This window comes from Kineothrix sp. IPX-CK, assembly GCF_039134705.1.
Taxonomy (GTDB): domain Bacteria; phylum Bacillota; class Clostridia; order Lachnospirales; family Lachnospiraceae; genus Kineothrix; species Kineothrix sedimenti.
Genome location: NZ_CP146256.1, coordinates 3,836,491 through 3,851,187 on the forward strand (window position 1 = coordinate 3,836,491; position 14,697 = coordinate 3,851,187).

The 14,697-nt window shown below is 45.2% G+C and carries 9 protein-coding genes; 3 read left to right on the plus strand and 6 right to left on the minus strand.

Going from position 1 to position 14,697, the window contains the following annotated elements; genetic code table 11:
- Positions 1 to 8 precede the first annotated feature (8 nt).
- A complete protein-coding gene (locus tag V6984_RS18370; protein ID WP_342757051.1) occupies positions 9 to 1,043 on the plus strand; it encodes a D-alanyl-lipoteichoic acid biosynthesis protein DltD in 1,035 nt (344 codons plus the stop codon).
- 9 nt (positions 1,044 to 1,052) lie between these two features.
- Here V6984_RS18370 and V6984_RS18375 read toward each other — a convergent pair whose 3' ends face one another.
- Complete coding sequence (locus tag V6984_RS18375; RefSeq protein ID WP_342757052.1) at positions 1,053 to 3,071, minus strand: DUF6311 domain-containing protein; 2,019 nt, start codon at positions 3,069 to 3,071, stop codon at positions 1,053 to 1,055.
- Between the two features lie 174 nt (positions 3,072 to 3,245).
- Here V6984_RS18375 and V6984_RS18380 point away from each other — a divergent pair, with 174 nt between their 5' ends.
- On the plus strand, positions 3,246 to 4,502 hold the full coding sequence (locus V6984_RS18380; RefSeq protein ID WP_342757053.1) for a hypothetical protein: 1,257 nt from the start codon (positions 3,246 to 3,248) through the stop codon (positions 4,500 to 4,502).
- Here V6984_RS18380 and V6984_RS18385 read toward each other — a convergent pair.
- The 5 genes from V6984_RS18385 to V6984_RS18405 all read right to left on the minus strand — a co-directional run bounded on the left by V6984_RS18385 (position 4,494) and on the right by V6984_RS18405 (position 10,064).
- Entirely contained in the window at positions 4,494 to 5,780 is a 1,287-nt protein-coding gene (locus tag V6984_RS18385) for a DUF3329 domain-containing protein (RefSeq protein ID WP_342757054.1), read from the minus strand. The genes V6984_RS18380 and V6984_RS18385 overlap by 9 nt on opposite strands.
- Before the next feature lie 70 nt (positions 5,781 to 5,850).
- The gene (locus V6984_RS18390; RefSeq protein WP_342757055.1) at positions 5,851 to 7,086 is read right to left on the minus strand and encodes a protoporphyrinogen/coproporphyrinogen oxidase; all 1,236 of its coding nucleotides are present in this window, start codon (positions 7,084 to 7,086) and stop codon (positions 5,851 to 5,853) included.
- Entirely contained in the window at positions 7,083 to 7,532 is a 450-nt protein-coding gene (locus tag V6984_RS18395; protein ID WP_342757056.1) for a GtrA family protein, read from the minus strand. The genes V6984_RS18390 and V6984_RS18395 overlap by 4 nt, the downstream gene beginning before the upstream one ends.
- Positions 7,522 to 8,517, minus strand: coding sequence for an SDR family NAD(P)-dependent oxidoreductase (locus V6984_RS18400; RefSeq protein WP_342757057.1), 996 nt, complete (start codon positions 8,515 to 8,517; stop codon positions 7,522 to 7,524). The genes V6984_RS18395 and V6984_RS18400 overlap by 11 nt, the downstream gene beginning before the upstream one ends.
- Positions 8,518 to 8,555: 38 nt before the next feature.
- Positions 8,556 to 10,064 (minus strand): WecB/TagA/CpsF family glycosyltransferase, encoded by a 1,509-nt coding sequence (locus tag V6984_RS18405; RefSeq protein ID WP_342757058.1) that lies wholly within the window; start codon positions 10,062 to 10,064, stop codon positions 8,556 to 8,558.
- 264 nt (positions 10,065 to 10,328) lie between these two features.
- On the opposite strand from V6984_RS18405, the gene V6984_RS18410 reads away from it, so the two are divergent.
- Positions 10,329 to 14,333: an Ig-like domain-containing protein gene (locus V6984_RS18410; protein WP_342757059.1), complete on the plus strand. Its 4,005-nt coding sequence runs from the start codon at positions 10,329 to 10,331 to the stop codon at positions 14,331 to 14,333.
- The last annotated feature ends 364 nt before the right edge of the window (positions 14,334 to 14,697 follow it).

Here is a 14,697-nt window from a genome sequence, read left to right on the forward strand (position 1 = left end):
TGAAGCTTATGAAAAAGTCTTACCTGTATTTTATCGTGAAGTGTATCGCAGTAAGCGGCATCACCTTTTTGCTTCTGCTGTTGTTAAATTACCGCTATAAGCAAGTGATGGAAGACCCTTATACCGATGCGCACAAGTTCGACTATATGGATTCCACCTATAACAATATCCAGATTGCGAATATTGGAAGCTCTCATGGAGAATATGCTTTTTATTATGAGGGACTGACAAAACAGGCCGGCTACGAATGTTTCAATTTCGCCATGGCGAGCCAGACCTATAACTACGACCTCGCAATCCTTTCCATGTATAGGGAGCATTTTGCAAAAGACAGTATTCTGTTCATTCCGATTTCTTACTTCTCCTTTAACAACGAAGTGGTTAACGAAACGGAAAAGCAGTCCCTGAACGCCAAATATTACACCTTCCTCTCTCCCCGATATATCCCCGACTACAGCCCTTATGTCGATTTGGTAACACACAGGCTGCCCATTCTGTCCGCAGGAGAAGATATTGTAAAAATTTTTCCCTCGGGTGTTTTATCCCCTTTTCTGCCGTTAAAAGCTTTTGCCGCTGAAAGCGATGCTCCCACTTCCGAGGAGTTGGCGGCTCAGTTTTACGAAAAGGCTCTGAACAGGTATCAAAGGCATATGGAAAACAAAGAAGAGTATTTCATACAGGAGCGCATAGACAATCTGTATGACATTATAAATCTTTGTATGGAAAACGACATTACTCCCGTACTCATTACTACGCCCTACACCTCCTATTATACCGATATGGTTTCCTCTGAATTCAAAACAGAGTTTTATGATACTATTCATGCCGTAACAGACGCTACCGGCGTCCCTTATTATGATTATTCGCAGGATGAGCGCTTTACCGGCCATCTGGAATATTTTGCGGATGCGGATCACTTAAATACGGAGGGGGCAAACGCCTTTATGAATATAATAAAAGAAGAAATCCCCGAATACCGGGAATTTCTTCAAAATAATGGCCCTATTCATAGTGGAGACCCTAACTGGCAGCCCCCCAATTAAACTTATTTTCTATTCTTTTTCGATTATAATACCTGAAACGACCATATCTGCACCGCCTGCATTCCAAAAGGCAAATTCCAAATCCTCGGCGTGTTCGGAAAGTTCCACTTCACAGGTCACCTGAGTGTCTCCGAGAAGTACATTCTGCGGCTCGAGGATCTTACCTCCTCCGCTGTAATAGCATTTTATCTCTGTGGATGCGAGATTGCTTCCCGTTACCGTAACCTTATATTTTCCCGCCTCCGCATTCAGGTACGGTCCGTAGGTATTTCCATAGGGGTGGATAATCCATGCGCCGTCCACCACCTCTCCGTTATTCATGAACTGGCCGCTTTCAAGCTCATAGCGGTAGGTGGTCAAGTCTTTCCCGGTAAGGGGCTCCATATCTCCGAGAGGAGCACTGCATCCGACGATCAGTCCGTCTATTTCATAATAATTCATTTCGTAATTCAGGCACTTCTGCGCCTCATTCTTGAAAAAGATAAAAATGGTATCCGCCGGAAGCTCCTGCAGGGCCGTATCCCGAGCTACGATTTCCTTATCCCCGATGGATCTGGCGAAATAGAAATTGCTCAAGGTCAGCCCGTAATCTGACCCATAATCACCGAAGGAAAACAATAGCTTTCTGCTGTTTGCCACATCCGATACAAAGCATATATGCGCTGCATCCGTCTCCTCGGCGATCATTCTCCAATCCTCTGAGGGCAATAATGTCTGGTAGCTGTCCACCTTATTGTATATCTCATTCTTCTTGGCCAGCATTCCCCTGATATCTGCAATCTGTAAAAGCAGGCAAATCGTCAGCAAAATACCCTTCGCCCTCTTGCCTGCCACCTTTATATCCAGGCATATTGCACCAAGCACGAGCAGATATACCATCGGCCATATCAGGCGTCCCGTGGCCCGAAAGATACTCCACATTTTATAAATAAATCCCGGAACGGGCAGCTCATATAATACCTTGTCATTGTACATCACGATATTAGAAGCTGATACAATAAGGGTAACCATGATGATAAGTACATATGCCAGCTCCCGGATATGCGCCTTGATCCATATGGATATACGCACTTTCTTCATTGCCGCACTGCTCAGCCATAGACATACGGAGATAAAAAGCAGCACCAGAATTCCAAGTCCTAAGTAGGCGAAGCCCTCGTATTGGCTGTCCGTATAGGGCATGTCCTTCCAATAACCGGACCATCCCTGGGGATTAAAAAATCCGTTCAAATTAAAGCTGTAATACCCTACTCCGTCATTTCCGGCCTTCATTCCCGATCCAAAGCCCCCCAGAAGGAAAACCACGGCCAAAGCTGCCCCAATGTAGGATAAAAAAGGCAGCAGCACTTTCCACTTTTTCTCTCCTCTCACGAAATCGATCAGCATAAATCCGAGAAGGATAATTCCGCACATGGGCAGAAAATATATGTGAATGCTACCGCACAGCGCCCCTACTATTGCCCAGCCGATCAGCGCATTCTTCGTCTTCCCAAATACTTCATCGTAATATACGATAAAGGTAAGCGCCAGCAGACATAAAAAGTGAGCGGAAAGCGATGTCATCCAGTACATTCTGTCAATAAACGCGGGACTCAGTATAAACAACATACCGCCCAGCACTATCAAAAAATCGTTCTTCAAATATTTCTTCACAAGAATCGCACCGATTCCGCCCTGAAGCATGAAACATAATAGACCGAACCATCCAAAATACTGAAACTGCGCCGGCAGCAAAAAGCGAACCGCCTTGAAAAACACTGCAAAAAGCGGTATGGAGTCGGTAAAGATAACAGAGGTCGCATTAGGATATGCCATCGTATCGATGAGTCCGAGGGGAAATTTCCAGCCCGCATGTCTGAAAAATTTCCAGCCAAGATAGTGCTGTGTCAAGTCTCCGTCTTCGCTGGTCATCAGCCAGTCCGTATAGCAGGGATTCAAAATATGTATGCCGTAAATCAGTACAAATACTGCCGCTCCCAACAGCGCACAAATCCACACAGGCTTATTTTCAACAAACTTCTTTTTCATTTTTATACCCATGCTCCTTTCAACCTTATACCCCATGTCCGCTCCGGCGGATTCAAAATTTTTTCAGTCTTCCTACACAATATTAATACATGCTGGAGCTAAAGTCAAAAGCAGAATTGTCAAACGAAAGGAGGTGTGTTACAGTTAACTTTATAAAATATCGGAGGTATACACATGATAGCCACCACAAAAAGCAAAGTATTCATCCATAAATTTTTATCCAAATGTTACTCATTCCGCAGAGAAGGCTGCATTTTTCTCCTTCTCCTCCTATCGTTTCTTAGTCAGGCGCCGTCCGCCCTTCATGATTGGAACAGCGGCTGGTATGTAATGGACTATTCTCTCGGCTTCGATTCCAGGCTGCTCATCGGTTCCCTGCTGCGTTTGTTTTATCCGGACTATTTGCCTGCTGAAAGCGCATATACTTTTGTATTTTGTTCCATTATCGTATTTCTCATGCTTATTTCCTATGTCCTCGGTTCAGCCCTAAGAAGAACGAACAAGCTTCCTGCGAACACAGCTTTGCTCCTTCTGATCACACTTTATCTGCTGAGCCCAGGTTCTCCTGCTTACCTGTGGACCAGTGAAAATATGGGTAGATTCGACCTGTATCTCATCATGCTGACCGTTTTCGCCGCCATTCTTTACATAAAAATATCTTCTGTGACAATACGGCTGATTTCCTTTACCATTATCGGGCTCATAGCCCTCTGCGTTCACCAAGTATTTATGTTTATTTTCCTGCCGCTTTTATTTACCATGTTTGTGGATACCGTCTCTGAAAAGTGCAGAAAATCCGATTTTGTTCTGGGAATCCAAGGCCTTTTTCTTTTGTGTATAGCTTTTGTTTATCTGCAGATCTTCTCTCAGCTGAATATAGGCACATTAGACGATCTTACCGCCCTTTTGTCTGTCAGGACAGACTTGAATGTAAACGAAACGGCGCTTCGATATGAATACTTTTCCACTATCGACACCGCCTTTTATGAGCTTATGCTAAACCAGCTCTCAGAGCGCATTCGTTATGGTGTGGTGACCATTTTTCTTCTGTCGCCTCTGGCGCTTATCTATGGTTATCTTTGGAACCGCATTTTAAAGGCAGCGGGTACGGCAAAAATAAAATATTCCTTGTTTTTATTAAGCCACCTGTGTTTCATTCCGGCCTTTTTACTTGCCATCGACTGGGGACGTTGGTTCGGCGCTTTCCTTACTGTTCAGGCGCTGCAAATCGTTCTTTTGGCCGCTAAAAAGGATGCTGTGGTTTTGACAGGCCTTACAGAGCTTCGCACCTGCTTTTACAAGCATCCTTATCTCTTTATCGCTGCAGGACTCTGGATGGCTTCCTTAAGCAAGTTCCAGACGACGCTTCTGCCGGACGCACCAGTGTTCTTCTCTTCTGTGTATAGACTCCTGCACACAATATTATTTTAATTGTTCCCAGTCTTCTCTGGGAACTGCTAAGATACTATTTACTTCATAATAAGTAGCATATGCGACATTTATCCAGTAACCGCTGTCTTCACTGAGCTCGGAATTGTAAGCGTCACTGTACTTCGTCTCGAAGGCCGGGCGCAGCAGCGGTACTGTAATGTCCATATTGCCTGCCGCCTTCTGCTCTTCGATATAAGCAAATCGCTCCTCGCTCTCCCTATAGATCCTCACCAGATTCGCCCCGCTGTCCATATACGTAAAGAGGAAGGAAAGGGTAAAGATAGCAGTTATTCCGATTTTCAGCGCCTTCAGATACAAATCCTTGTCCGACACATCCACAATTCCCTGAATACAACTGATCATGAGGAAAATTCCGGCTCCGAAATAAGCTCTTGCCACCGGTTCAGGAGTTAGTACAAGCGCGTAGCAGGTGGCTATAAAAACAAAGAAAAAAATGAGCATGTTCTTACTGCGCCTCCACTGGTTCTGCTGCAGTCTGACAAGAACAAACACTACAATGCAGATCGCCAGAAGAATGAAAAAGTGATTTCGAATCGCCAAGTTGCATTTCAGCCATCTGGAAGCGATCGCAAAAAGCCCCGTATGTTCTTCCTCCATATACTGCTGCCTGTTAGCATTTCCCGGTGCCAGTATCATGAAGAGGAAACCGATCATATTTCCCGCCACTCCGCTCAGCATCCAGAGACGCACCTTTTTCTTCTCCCAGAAATAAAAGCCGATCCATATGAGTGTCAGCAGAATACAGCCGCCGGAAGTATTCTCATTACACCAGCCGGCCACGATTCCCATCAGGAGTAAGCCAATTGCAGGCGCCGTCTGCTGAGAATCTCTGTAATCCTTCTTCAGGCAATATCGAAACGCCGAAATATACCCCAGGATAATCGTGCTCCCCCATAAATAATTACATGCTCCCGTTTCCCACAATACCGTCTGGGCAAAAGACACAGAAAAGGTCCAGAGGAAAAGGTTGATAAGAAGATATACGAAAACGTCGTACTTTTTCTTGAATTCGATGTTGTAATACATAAAAAGCGTAAGTGCCACGAACGCCATACTGTTGAAGATATTAAAAATCCATTTATCTCCCGTTAAGAAGGTACGGAGTATCATATGGTTGACACTTCTTCCCGTCCATGTGGCATATTGCTGCATCTCCTGTCTGATCAAGTCAAGAAAGGAGTCGGCACCCGCAACGATTTTCCCATAGGACAAATCGTCGGTCATTGCCGGAGTAAACGCATTGTAAATGAAAATCATCAAAAAAGAAACTGCAATTAAGAAATAAAAAATGATTCTCCTAAAATTTTCGTTCTTTATATCAAAAGCATCACGGTTCATATGAATTGCCATTCCTTTCTGAAAGCTCTTCAGCCAGCTTCATGGAAAGCTCCACCACAGCGTCGGAGTTGTAATGCTCATGCTCTCCCCATCTGCCAAGGCCATAAACCCTCTCCTTTTTTGCATAGGCTAACAGCCGCTCCATAATCCCCGGCTTATCAACCGTATTTAGCGGATAAGCATATTCATTCATGTACCGGAAGCTTCCGTCCCCCGGCAGGATTCTGTCCTTGTTTGTCTCCGTCCAATATCCTTTGGAGTCCGGGCAGAAATTATGCCGTACCAATATTCTGTGATAGGAAATCTCCCTCTGAGGGTAATAAATCCAATGTGCCTGAGTATCCAGACGCTCCGGGTTGTATTCAATCTGTGTAGAGCTATATTTTAACTTTCCGATGTCCGCTTTCATCTCCTCGGACATTCCTTCTATATGTGCAAATTCCATCCACGGTATGGTAGTTATAATATTTTCTCCGACGTAGCTGCTCCCATCCATGCAGGCTACTGTCTTTTCCGTCAGGCTAAGCCTGTTTACAGCCGCGCCAAGCACGATTTTATCCTTAACCTCCTCCTGCATTCTGAGCCAAAGTTCTCCATAACCGTATCTTTTCGGATAATAAAATCGGGCATGTCCTGGCTGCTTGCCGTACGCCCTTTTCTCTTCACAGCTACGCTTCGTCTCCTCATAAGAAACTCCCGGCAGCTTCTCCAGCCAATAAGTTCCCAACGTATTTAAATTGCTGCCGAACATTTTCTCGTTGTAGGGAAGCATGTAATCCTCTGCGATCTTTCGCCCCAGCTTCCAGTAAATCCAATCCACGAACTCTTCCGGCATCGCTTCACCCTTATTGCAGCCCGCGTCCGCGATAGAATCCAAATATTCCTTCTGCTTCTCCGGTTTCATCTCCCATATATTGGCTTCGAAGGGATGATGAATAAAGCCTCCGTCAAAGGAGATTCTCGAGTCACGCTCATACGTATCCCACTCCTCCTTCGGCATAAAGCCGAATAAGAATTCTACCACCTTAGGCCTTCTCACATCCAGAAAATGCCCGCCGCCTATGTCCAGCGGAGAACCGTCCACCTGCATGCTGCGGCATAAGCCGCCCGCCTCTTCTTCTTTTTCCAGGACAAGAAAGGATTCCTCACCCATTTGTTTCAACCGGTTTGCAAATGCCAGCCCCGCCGGTCCTGCTCCCAGTATCAGATACTTTACTTTTTTCATTTGCTTTCCATTCCATCCTGTGAACCATCGATATTTTTATCCTTATTATTGAAAACAAAAAACTTTTGTCCTATAAAATTAAGAACAATAAAGATCCCCGTTCCCATTACTATGGCCACATTTTCTACAATTGTCTGGGAATACTCACTCAGCACACTTCGCACTAACGGTCTGGCAATGCCATAGGCAAGAAAGTAACATACTACAATATTGAGGGCAAATTTAATCACATAAGCCCTGCTGCTCTCCTGAACCTTAAAGGTAAGCTTCTTATTGGCAAAATAGGAAAAAATACTTCCGATCACATAAGAGGTGGCGCTGGCCACCCAATAATTCAGATGCAGAATGTTATAAAAAACCATGATAAGGAAAAATCCCAGCAGCGTGTTGATAACTCCTATCATACCAAAATGCAGTACTTCGTCAAATAACTTCTTAATATTCATAATACTCCTTAAACCAATCCGTAAATTTCTTGATCCCCTCTTCCATAGAGGTATCCGGCTTAAAGCCGAAATCCTTCTCCAACTGGGAGACATCCGCATACGTCCGGTATACATCTCCCAGCTGCATAGGCAGAAACTCCTTTTGAGCTTCCTTACCGAGGCATCTTTCCAGGGCTGAAATAAAGTCCATCAGTTTCTCCGGCTTATTATTGCCTATATTGTAAATCTTATATAAGGCCCCCTGCTCATCCTCGCTCTGGGGGTTGCAGAGGATATTTTCCACTCCCTCTACAATGTCGTCAATATAAGTGAAATCACGATACATATCGCCGTCGTTATAAATCTGTATGGGCTCGTCCTTCATGATTTTTAACGCGAACTTGTAGCACGCCATATCCGGCCTCCCGTAAGGGCCGTATACTGTGAAGAATCTAAGCCCGGTAACCGGAATCTTATACAGTTTGCTGTAAGAATATGCCATCAATTCATTGGATTTCTTCGTGGCCGCATAAAGGCTCAACGGATGGTCCGCCTTATCTTCCGTACAAAAGGGGATCTTCTCATTTCCTCCGTATACGGAACTGGAGGAAGCGAAGACAAGATGATCCACCGGATAATTACGGCAGGCCTCCAGTATGTGGAAAAATCCCACGATGTTAGACTGAATGTATACGTCCGGATTGTCAATGCTGTATCTGACCCCTGCCTGTGCGGCTAGATTGACAACAATATCCGGCTTCTCCTTGTCGAATACGGAAAACAGCCCCTCCTTATCCGCCAAATCGCACTTACAAAACATATAATGCTCATATTCTTCCAAAATAGCAAGGCGCGCTTCCTTTAACGAAACTTCATAGTAGTCGTTCATGTTGTCGAGACCAATGACCCTCGCACCTTTCTTAAGCAGACTTTCTGACAAATGAAAACCGATGAAGCCTGCGCCACCGGTAATCAAATAAATTTTATTCTCATCCAATCGTTTCATAGTTCCTCTCCCGCGATTCCTTTTGTCTGCCTAGTCGGTCAGCGCCCCGTAAGTATGAGCCATATAAACTGTATGTTGGAACGAACATATCTCTTCAATAAGCGTTTCGGGTCTTGAATCAGGCGGTACAACCATTCCAAATAGAATTCCTGAATCCATTTCGGCGCACGTTTCGCCGTTCCAGCATGAAAATCGAACGCCGCACCTACCCCCAGCATAACCGCATCAACCTTTCCTTTGTGCTCATACATCCAGCGCTCCTGCTTGGGCGCTCCCAGTCCTACCCAAAGGAAATCGGGCCTTGCCCTGCTTATTTCTTGCATAATTTCAGCATCCTCCTCCGGCGTCAGCTTTCGAAAGGGCGGCGAATATATGCCCACAATATTCAGTCTGGGATAACGCTCTTTAAGATTAGCTTCTAAAGAGCTGAGCGTCTCCTCTGTACTTCCATAAAAATAATGACGGTATCCTTTTTCCTCCGACAGCTTCAATATCTCGGGCATTAAATCGGGACCTGCCACACGTTTGGCATCCTTATACCCCCGCAATCTGCAAATGAGGGACAACGGCTTACCGTCAGGAATCGCCAGCGCAGCCTCGTTCTGTATCCGGCAATAGGCTTCGTCGTTATATGCCATGACCGTAGTATGCACATTGGATACACACACATACTCTCCACGCAGGCGCTCCAGATTCTTGGTCAGATAGCCGATTACAGACCGCATATTGGTCACCGCGATGTCCACACCCAATATGCTGCAGGTTTCCGGCTGGACCGCACTTACCTTGCTTCCACTGCCATATTTTCTGTATTTTAAGAATATGGGGAAGATTTCCACATCCTCCAATAAATAACGCTTATATAATCTTCTCGGCTCCTTTAATAGTCTGTAAAGCCATTCCAATCCCATATAACTGATCCATTTGGGGGCACGCTTTACCACTCCGGCCTCAAAGTCGATAGTGGCTCCTATATGCAGGGTGAGCGGCACCTTCAGCTGATCCTTGTAGCGGTGATAGAACTTCTCCTGCTTGGGCGTTCCCAAACCGATACAAAGGATATCCGGCTTCGCAGTGTTGATTTTCTTTATAATATAAGCAATCTCCTCCACGTCGTTCTCAAACGCGTAGCTTGGAGAATAAACTCCGGCAATCTTAAGATTTTTATATTTTTTCATTAGATTGACGGCAGCTTTCTTGGCAACTCCTTCGGCAGCCCCTAACAGGAAAATCGAAAAGCCTTCCTTCGCCGCCATCCTGCATACCTCCGGAAAATAATCGGAGCCGGAAATCTTCTCCTTAATCGGTGCCCCCATCCATCTGGACATCCAAATAAGAGGCTTTCCGTCCGTCAACACCAAATCAGCCTTTTCATATATATCCCGGAACAGCCCGTCATGTTCTATTTTTACAATATGATCCACATTCGGCGTGACAACATAACTGTTCTTACCTTCAAGAATAAGCCTTTTAGCTTCTCTTACCGCCTCTTCCATCGTTAAGTTGTCAACATGTGTATTCAAAAACTTGATTCTCTTCGCACTCATAAAAAGAAACCTCTTTATAAAGTCATAATATAATACTTTACCATTATTATATCTTTTTTTCAAATATTATTAAAAATATTAATTTGCTTACACGAAAATATTACTCTTTCATTTAATTTATGTCACTCTCTTTTTCTTCCTTTTTCGCGTAAATTCATGGATTTTCGTCTTGTTTCGGTTGACATAATGATTTTGGTATAATATAGTATATTTATCAGAGTAGGCTATTTATATGAAATTACTAAAGCCGCAGGGAGAAAGAAAATGAAATTCAAGCGAAAAAAACTTCAACATTCTGTTCTTATTATGACCTTGATTGCCCTATTGGGAAATTCATTGCCCGTTTATGCAACAGAAGCTGCTGCTACAGATGCGCCTGCTGCCGGAACGCCGCCCCTTATCACTTCCTTTAAGGAGCTTTCTTCCGATGTTGCCAGCTTAAGCTTCGATGACAGACCTGAGCTGTCTGCCATAACCACCATGCTGCCTCAGAGCTTATCCGTCTATCTGGATTCCGCGGAAGCTTCTACAGATATTCCCGTCACGTGGACGAGCGGTTCTGATTATGATAATACCGACTACGAAACCTATGACTTCATCCCTTCCTGGGATCAGTCCTTATATTCTTTATCCCCTGCGCTGGATCCAACAAAGGATGTTCCACACATTTCCGTCAGTGTGAATGCGGTGAAGGCCACCGTTTATCTGTCGGATCTGGAAAATGCAAAGACCGAGTTAAATACGCTGGTTCAGGGCAAGGAAATCCTCGCTCTCGTCTACCTCAGCGACTCTTACGATATTAAGCAAAGCCCTTACAGCCGCTCTTCTACGGCCGTTACCGTTTACAGCGGACAATCCGTATCTATTACCGGCGTGGGCGAAGACAGTCAGAAAAATATATGGTATCAGGTATCCCTGACTTACGGCGGCACCTCTTACAGCGGATATGTGGAACGGGGGAATCTGGCTTATTCCGATGAGGATTTGCTTTCCTGGGAGACGAAATATGTAACTACCCGCGCTTCAAAATTAAGATCCTTCAGCATACAGAGCGCTTCTGCCACTACGGTTTCCGAAGAAATCAGCAAGTTCCCTTCCTCTTATCAATCTGCCCTCACCGCACTGAAAGCGGCGCATCCGAACTGGATATTCGTAAAGATGGACACCGGCTTGGATTGGAGCAGTGTGATTGCTGCAGAAAATACGAACACTAAGAGCTTGATTTCATCCACTGCAAATATCGCATGGAAAAATGGAAGCTACGATAGCAGCTGGTCCTATCCAACCGATGGAATTCTCGCTTATTATATGGACCCGCGAAACTTCCTGACCGACAGCTACATATTCCAATTCGAATTATTGAGCTATAATGCGACCTACCATACCCAAACTGCCGTTCAAAGTATGCTGAACAGCTCCTTTATGTCTGGTGCCATACCTGATCATGGGCAGTCTTATGCTCAGGTCTTTACTTCCATCGGACAAACCTTAAAGGTAAGCCCCTTCCATCTTGCCTCCAGAGTACTTCAGGAGCAGGGGACCAATGGCACATCCGCTTTAATATCCGGTACCTACTCCGGTTATGAGGGACTTTATAATTATTTTAATATTGGCGCCACCGGTAAAGGAAGCACAGAAGTCATTACGAACGGATTGGCCAAAGCGAGATCCTATGGTTGGACAAGCCGTTATCTCTCCTTATCGGGCGGGTCCAATATTATATCCAAGAATTATATTCAGGTAGGACAGGATACCTTGTACCTGCAAAAGTTCAATGTAACTACTACCCAGACATATAACCACCAATATATGCAGAATATCGCAGCACCTTCTTCCGAGTCTTCGAACGTAAAAAAGGCCTACTCCAACGCAGGCTCCATAGATAATACTTTTGTATTCAAGATACCGGTATATGACAATATGCCAGGCTCAGCTTGCACAAAACCAACCGAGTTGAAGACAGTAACTTTGGATAAGACTTCTCTCACGATGGCTGTAGATACTACTTCCGGCTTGAACGCCTTTGTGGATAACATCAAAGTTGCCGCATCTACCGTTACCTTTGCCAGTGCGAATTCCTCCGTTGCTTCTGTAGATGCTAACGGTATAGTAACCGCACTGTATCCCGGCACAACGACGATTACGGCAACCGTATCGGGCGGTTCTACGGCTTCCTGCACAGTAACCGTACAAAAGGTTGATCCTGCTTATACGATACCTTCTCTGGGCAGCGTAACCTATAGCCCGACACAGACCTTAAACAATATCACGCTTCCATCCGGATGGTCATGGGATGCCCCCGCTACGGTACCTGTCGTTACAAACTCCGGTTACCCGGCTACCTTCACTCCTACCGACACCGGAAAGTATAATACAATAAACAAGGTGCTGGCCCTGACAGTTGCAAAGGGTACTCCTGCTTATACCATTCCTGCCGGTCTGCAGACCGTAGCAGACAATACACTGGCTTCTATCGCACTGCCCGGAGGCTTCACATGGGATGCGCCCGCTACCGTCCTTAAGGAGGGCACCGCTTCCTACAAGGCCTCCTATAATCCGGATACCGCTAACTATAACACAGTAAGCGGCATTGACATTCCGGTTATCGTAGGCGCAGTTCCCGTTACCAAGTGTACCACTCACACTTTCGGCGAATGGGAACATGTAACAGCGGCAACCTGCACTACATCAGGTACGGATTCCCGTTCCTGCCATGTATGCGGCTACAAGGAAACGAGGACGGTTCCTGCTACAGGACACCTTTATACCTCCGCCGTAACGAAGCAGCCTACGGAGACAGATACCGGCATCCGCACTTATACATGCAGCGTATGCGGCGATACCTACACGGAAGTTATTGACAAACTGCCTTCCACCCACAAGCATAATTATACGGCCACGATAACAAAAGAAGCTACTTGTACAGTAAAGGGCGTAAAAACCTACACTTGCTCCTGCGGTGACACTTACACCGAGGATATTCCGGCCCTGGGTCATAGCTATACCTCCAAGATAACCAAGGAAGCTACCGCTACCGAAACCGGCATCCGTACCTATACGTGTGTCCGGTGCGGTGACAGCTATACGGAAATCATCGCCAAGCTGCCGGAGGTACAGAATAATCCGGAAGGCTCCTCCTCCGGTTCTTCCACGGGAACCGGTTCCGAAAGCAATACTGTTACTTCACCTACAGACAGTAACTCTTCAGGGGACACTTCCTCCTCACAAGGCTCGTCGACCGGTTCCTCCGGCAAAACAACGACCTCCAAAGGAAACGGCTCCTCTTCAAAAACGGAAGAGACAAGCGCACGTGCAACTATCGATATGAAAAATAATACTGTTTTGTATGAGGAATCTATTTCCTCCATCCGCGGTCAGGATGTGGATATAGTACTTAACATGGGGAACAGCATAAGTTGGACTATTAACGGCAGTAATATCGTAGCTGATGAAGCTAACGGCATCGACATGGGCGTCACGATAGGCACCGGAAACATCCCTTCGGGACTCTTAGATGCTGTGAAGGGGAATGATGAAAATAATACGGTCATCGAGCTGACTCTGTCTCATGACGGCACCTTTGACTTCGCACCCATACTTACCATCAACACAGCGAAGGATAACGCCGGACGGATAGCGAACCTGTTCTATTATAATCCGGATAGCAGCAAGCTGGAATTCGTGGATACGGTAGAGGTCACCCAGACAGGTGACATCTCTTTTACCTTCACCCATGCTTCCGATTACGCTGTCATTATTAGCGACAGCTCTATGGCTGAACTGGCATCCATCGATGGTACGGTTGCAAGTGGAGATGACTCTGCAGATATTGAAGCGATAAGTACAAATGTGGAAAGCAGCCAAGATGCGGCAAGCGGCAAAATAAATCCAAGAATGGTTGCTGTTATTGTCGTAATCGTTCTGGTCTGTGCTGCGGCCGGAGTTACTGCCTTCCTATTGTTCAGGAGAAAAGACGATGAAGATTTTGAAGACGAAGAGGACACTTCTGATACTTCCGGGAACGGGAACGCCACGCCGGATTCTTTAAAGATTGTTTCCATTCAGTCTGCATCTTCTGATAAGATATCTGATGAAGAGACATACGATGAAAACGGAGAAGATGCTTTCATCGACGACTATCGCGAACCGGAAGTTAATACAAAAAAGACCGGTAAGGTTATATCAATAAAAAAATTAAAAGATCAGACGAAAAAAGATGATACAAAGCAGACAGGCTTTGACGATGATGAGTTTGACGGGTTCGAATAATGAATAAGACATAAAATTGAGAAATGCCTAAAAGCTCCCTCGGCAGTGATGCCGGAGGGAGCTTCTGTTCGGCCTTCTTCAGATAATATAAAGCGCCAGTCACAGATCCATGCAATATTATGCGATAAATTACACTTTACCAAAAAGGCACTGTCGTTTTATAATAATTCTTGTAAATCTAATATCTTCAAGAACTTCTTGATATGTACTCCTTGTATCCCCAGCATTTTCATATCGTTCAATTCTTTTTCAATCTGCGACAAGAAACTGTTACATCTTCTTTTATTCGCTCTGCTATCCCTATTACAGTTTCTTTCTTATTACTGACCGCAAGGCGCAACACATCATTTTTATGTTTCTTGAT

Excerpts from the sequence above, each read along its gene's own strand:
- V6984_RS18370 (WP_342757051.1), top strand. The coding sequence starts at position 9 with ATGAAAAAGTCTTACCTGTATTTTATCGTGAAGTGTATCGCAGTAAGC.
- V6984_RS18375 (WP_342757052.1), bottom strand. The coding sequence starts at position 3,071 with ATGAAAAAGAAGTTTGTTGAAAATAAGCCTGTGTGGATTTGTGCGCTG.
- V6984_RS18380 (WP_342757053.1), top strand. The coding sequence starts at position 3,246 with ATGATAGCCACCACAAAAAGCAAAGTATTCATCCATAAATTTTTATCC.
- V6984_RS18385 (WP_342757054.1), bottom strand. The coding sequence starts at position 5,780 with ATGATTTTCATTTACAATGCGTTTACTCCGGCAATGACCGACGATTTG.
- V6984_RS18390 (WP_342757055.1), bottom strand. The coding sequence starts at position 7,086 with ATGAAAAAAGTAAAGTATCTGATACTGGGAGCAGGACCGGCGGGGCTG.
- V6984_RS18395 (WP_342757056.1), bottom strand. The coding sequence starts at position 7,532 with ATGAATATTAAGAAGTTATTTGACGAAGTACTGCATTTTGGTATGATA.
- V6984_RS18400 (WP_342757057.1), bottom strand. The coding sequence starts at position 8,517 with ATGAAACGATTGGATGAGAATAAAATTTATTTGATTACCGGTGGCGCA.
- V6984_RS18405 (WP_342757058.1), bottom strand. The coding sequence starts at position 10,064 with ATGAGTGCGAAGAGAATCAAGTTTTTGAATACACATGTTGACAACTTA.
- V6984_RS18410 (WP_342757059.1), top strand. The coding sequence starts at position 10,329 with ATGAAATTCAAGCGAAAAAAACTTCAACATTCTGTTCTTATTATGACC.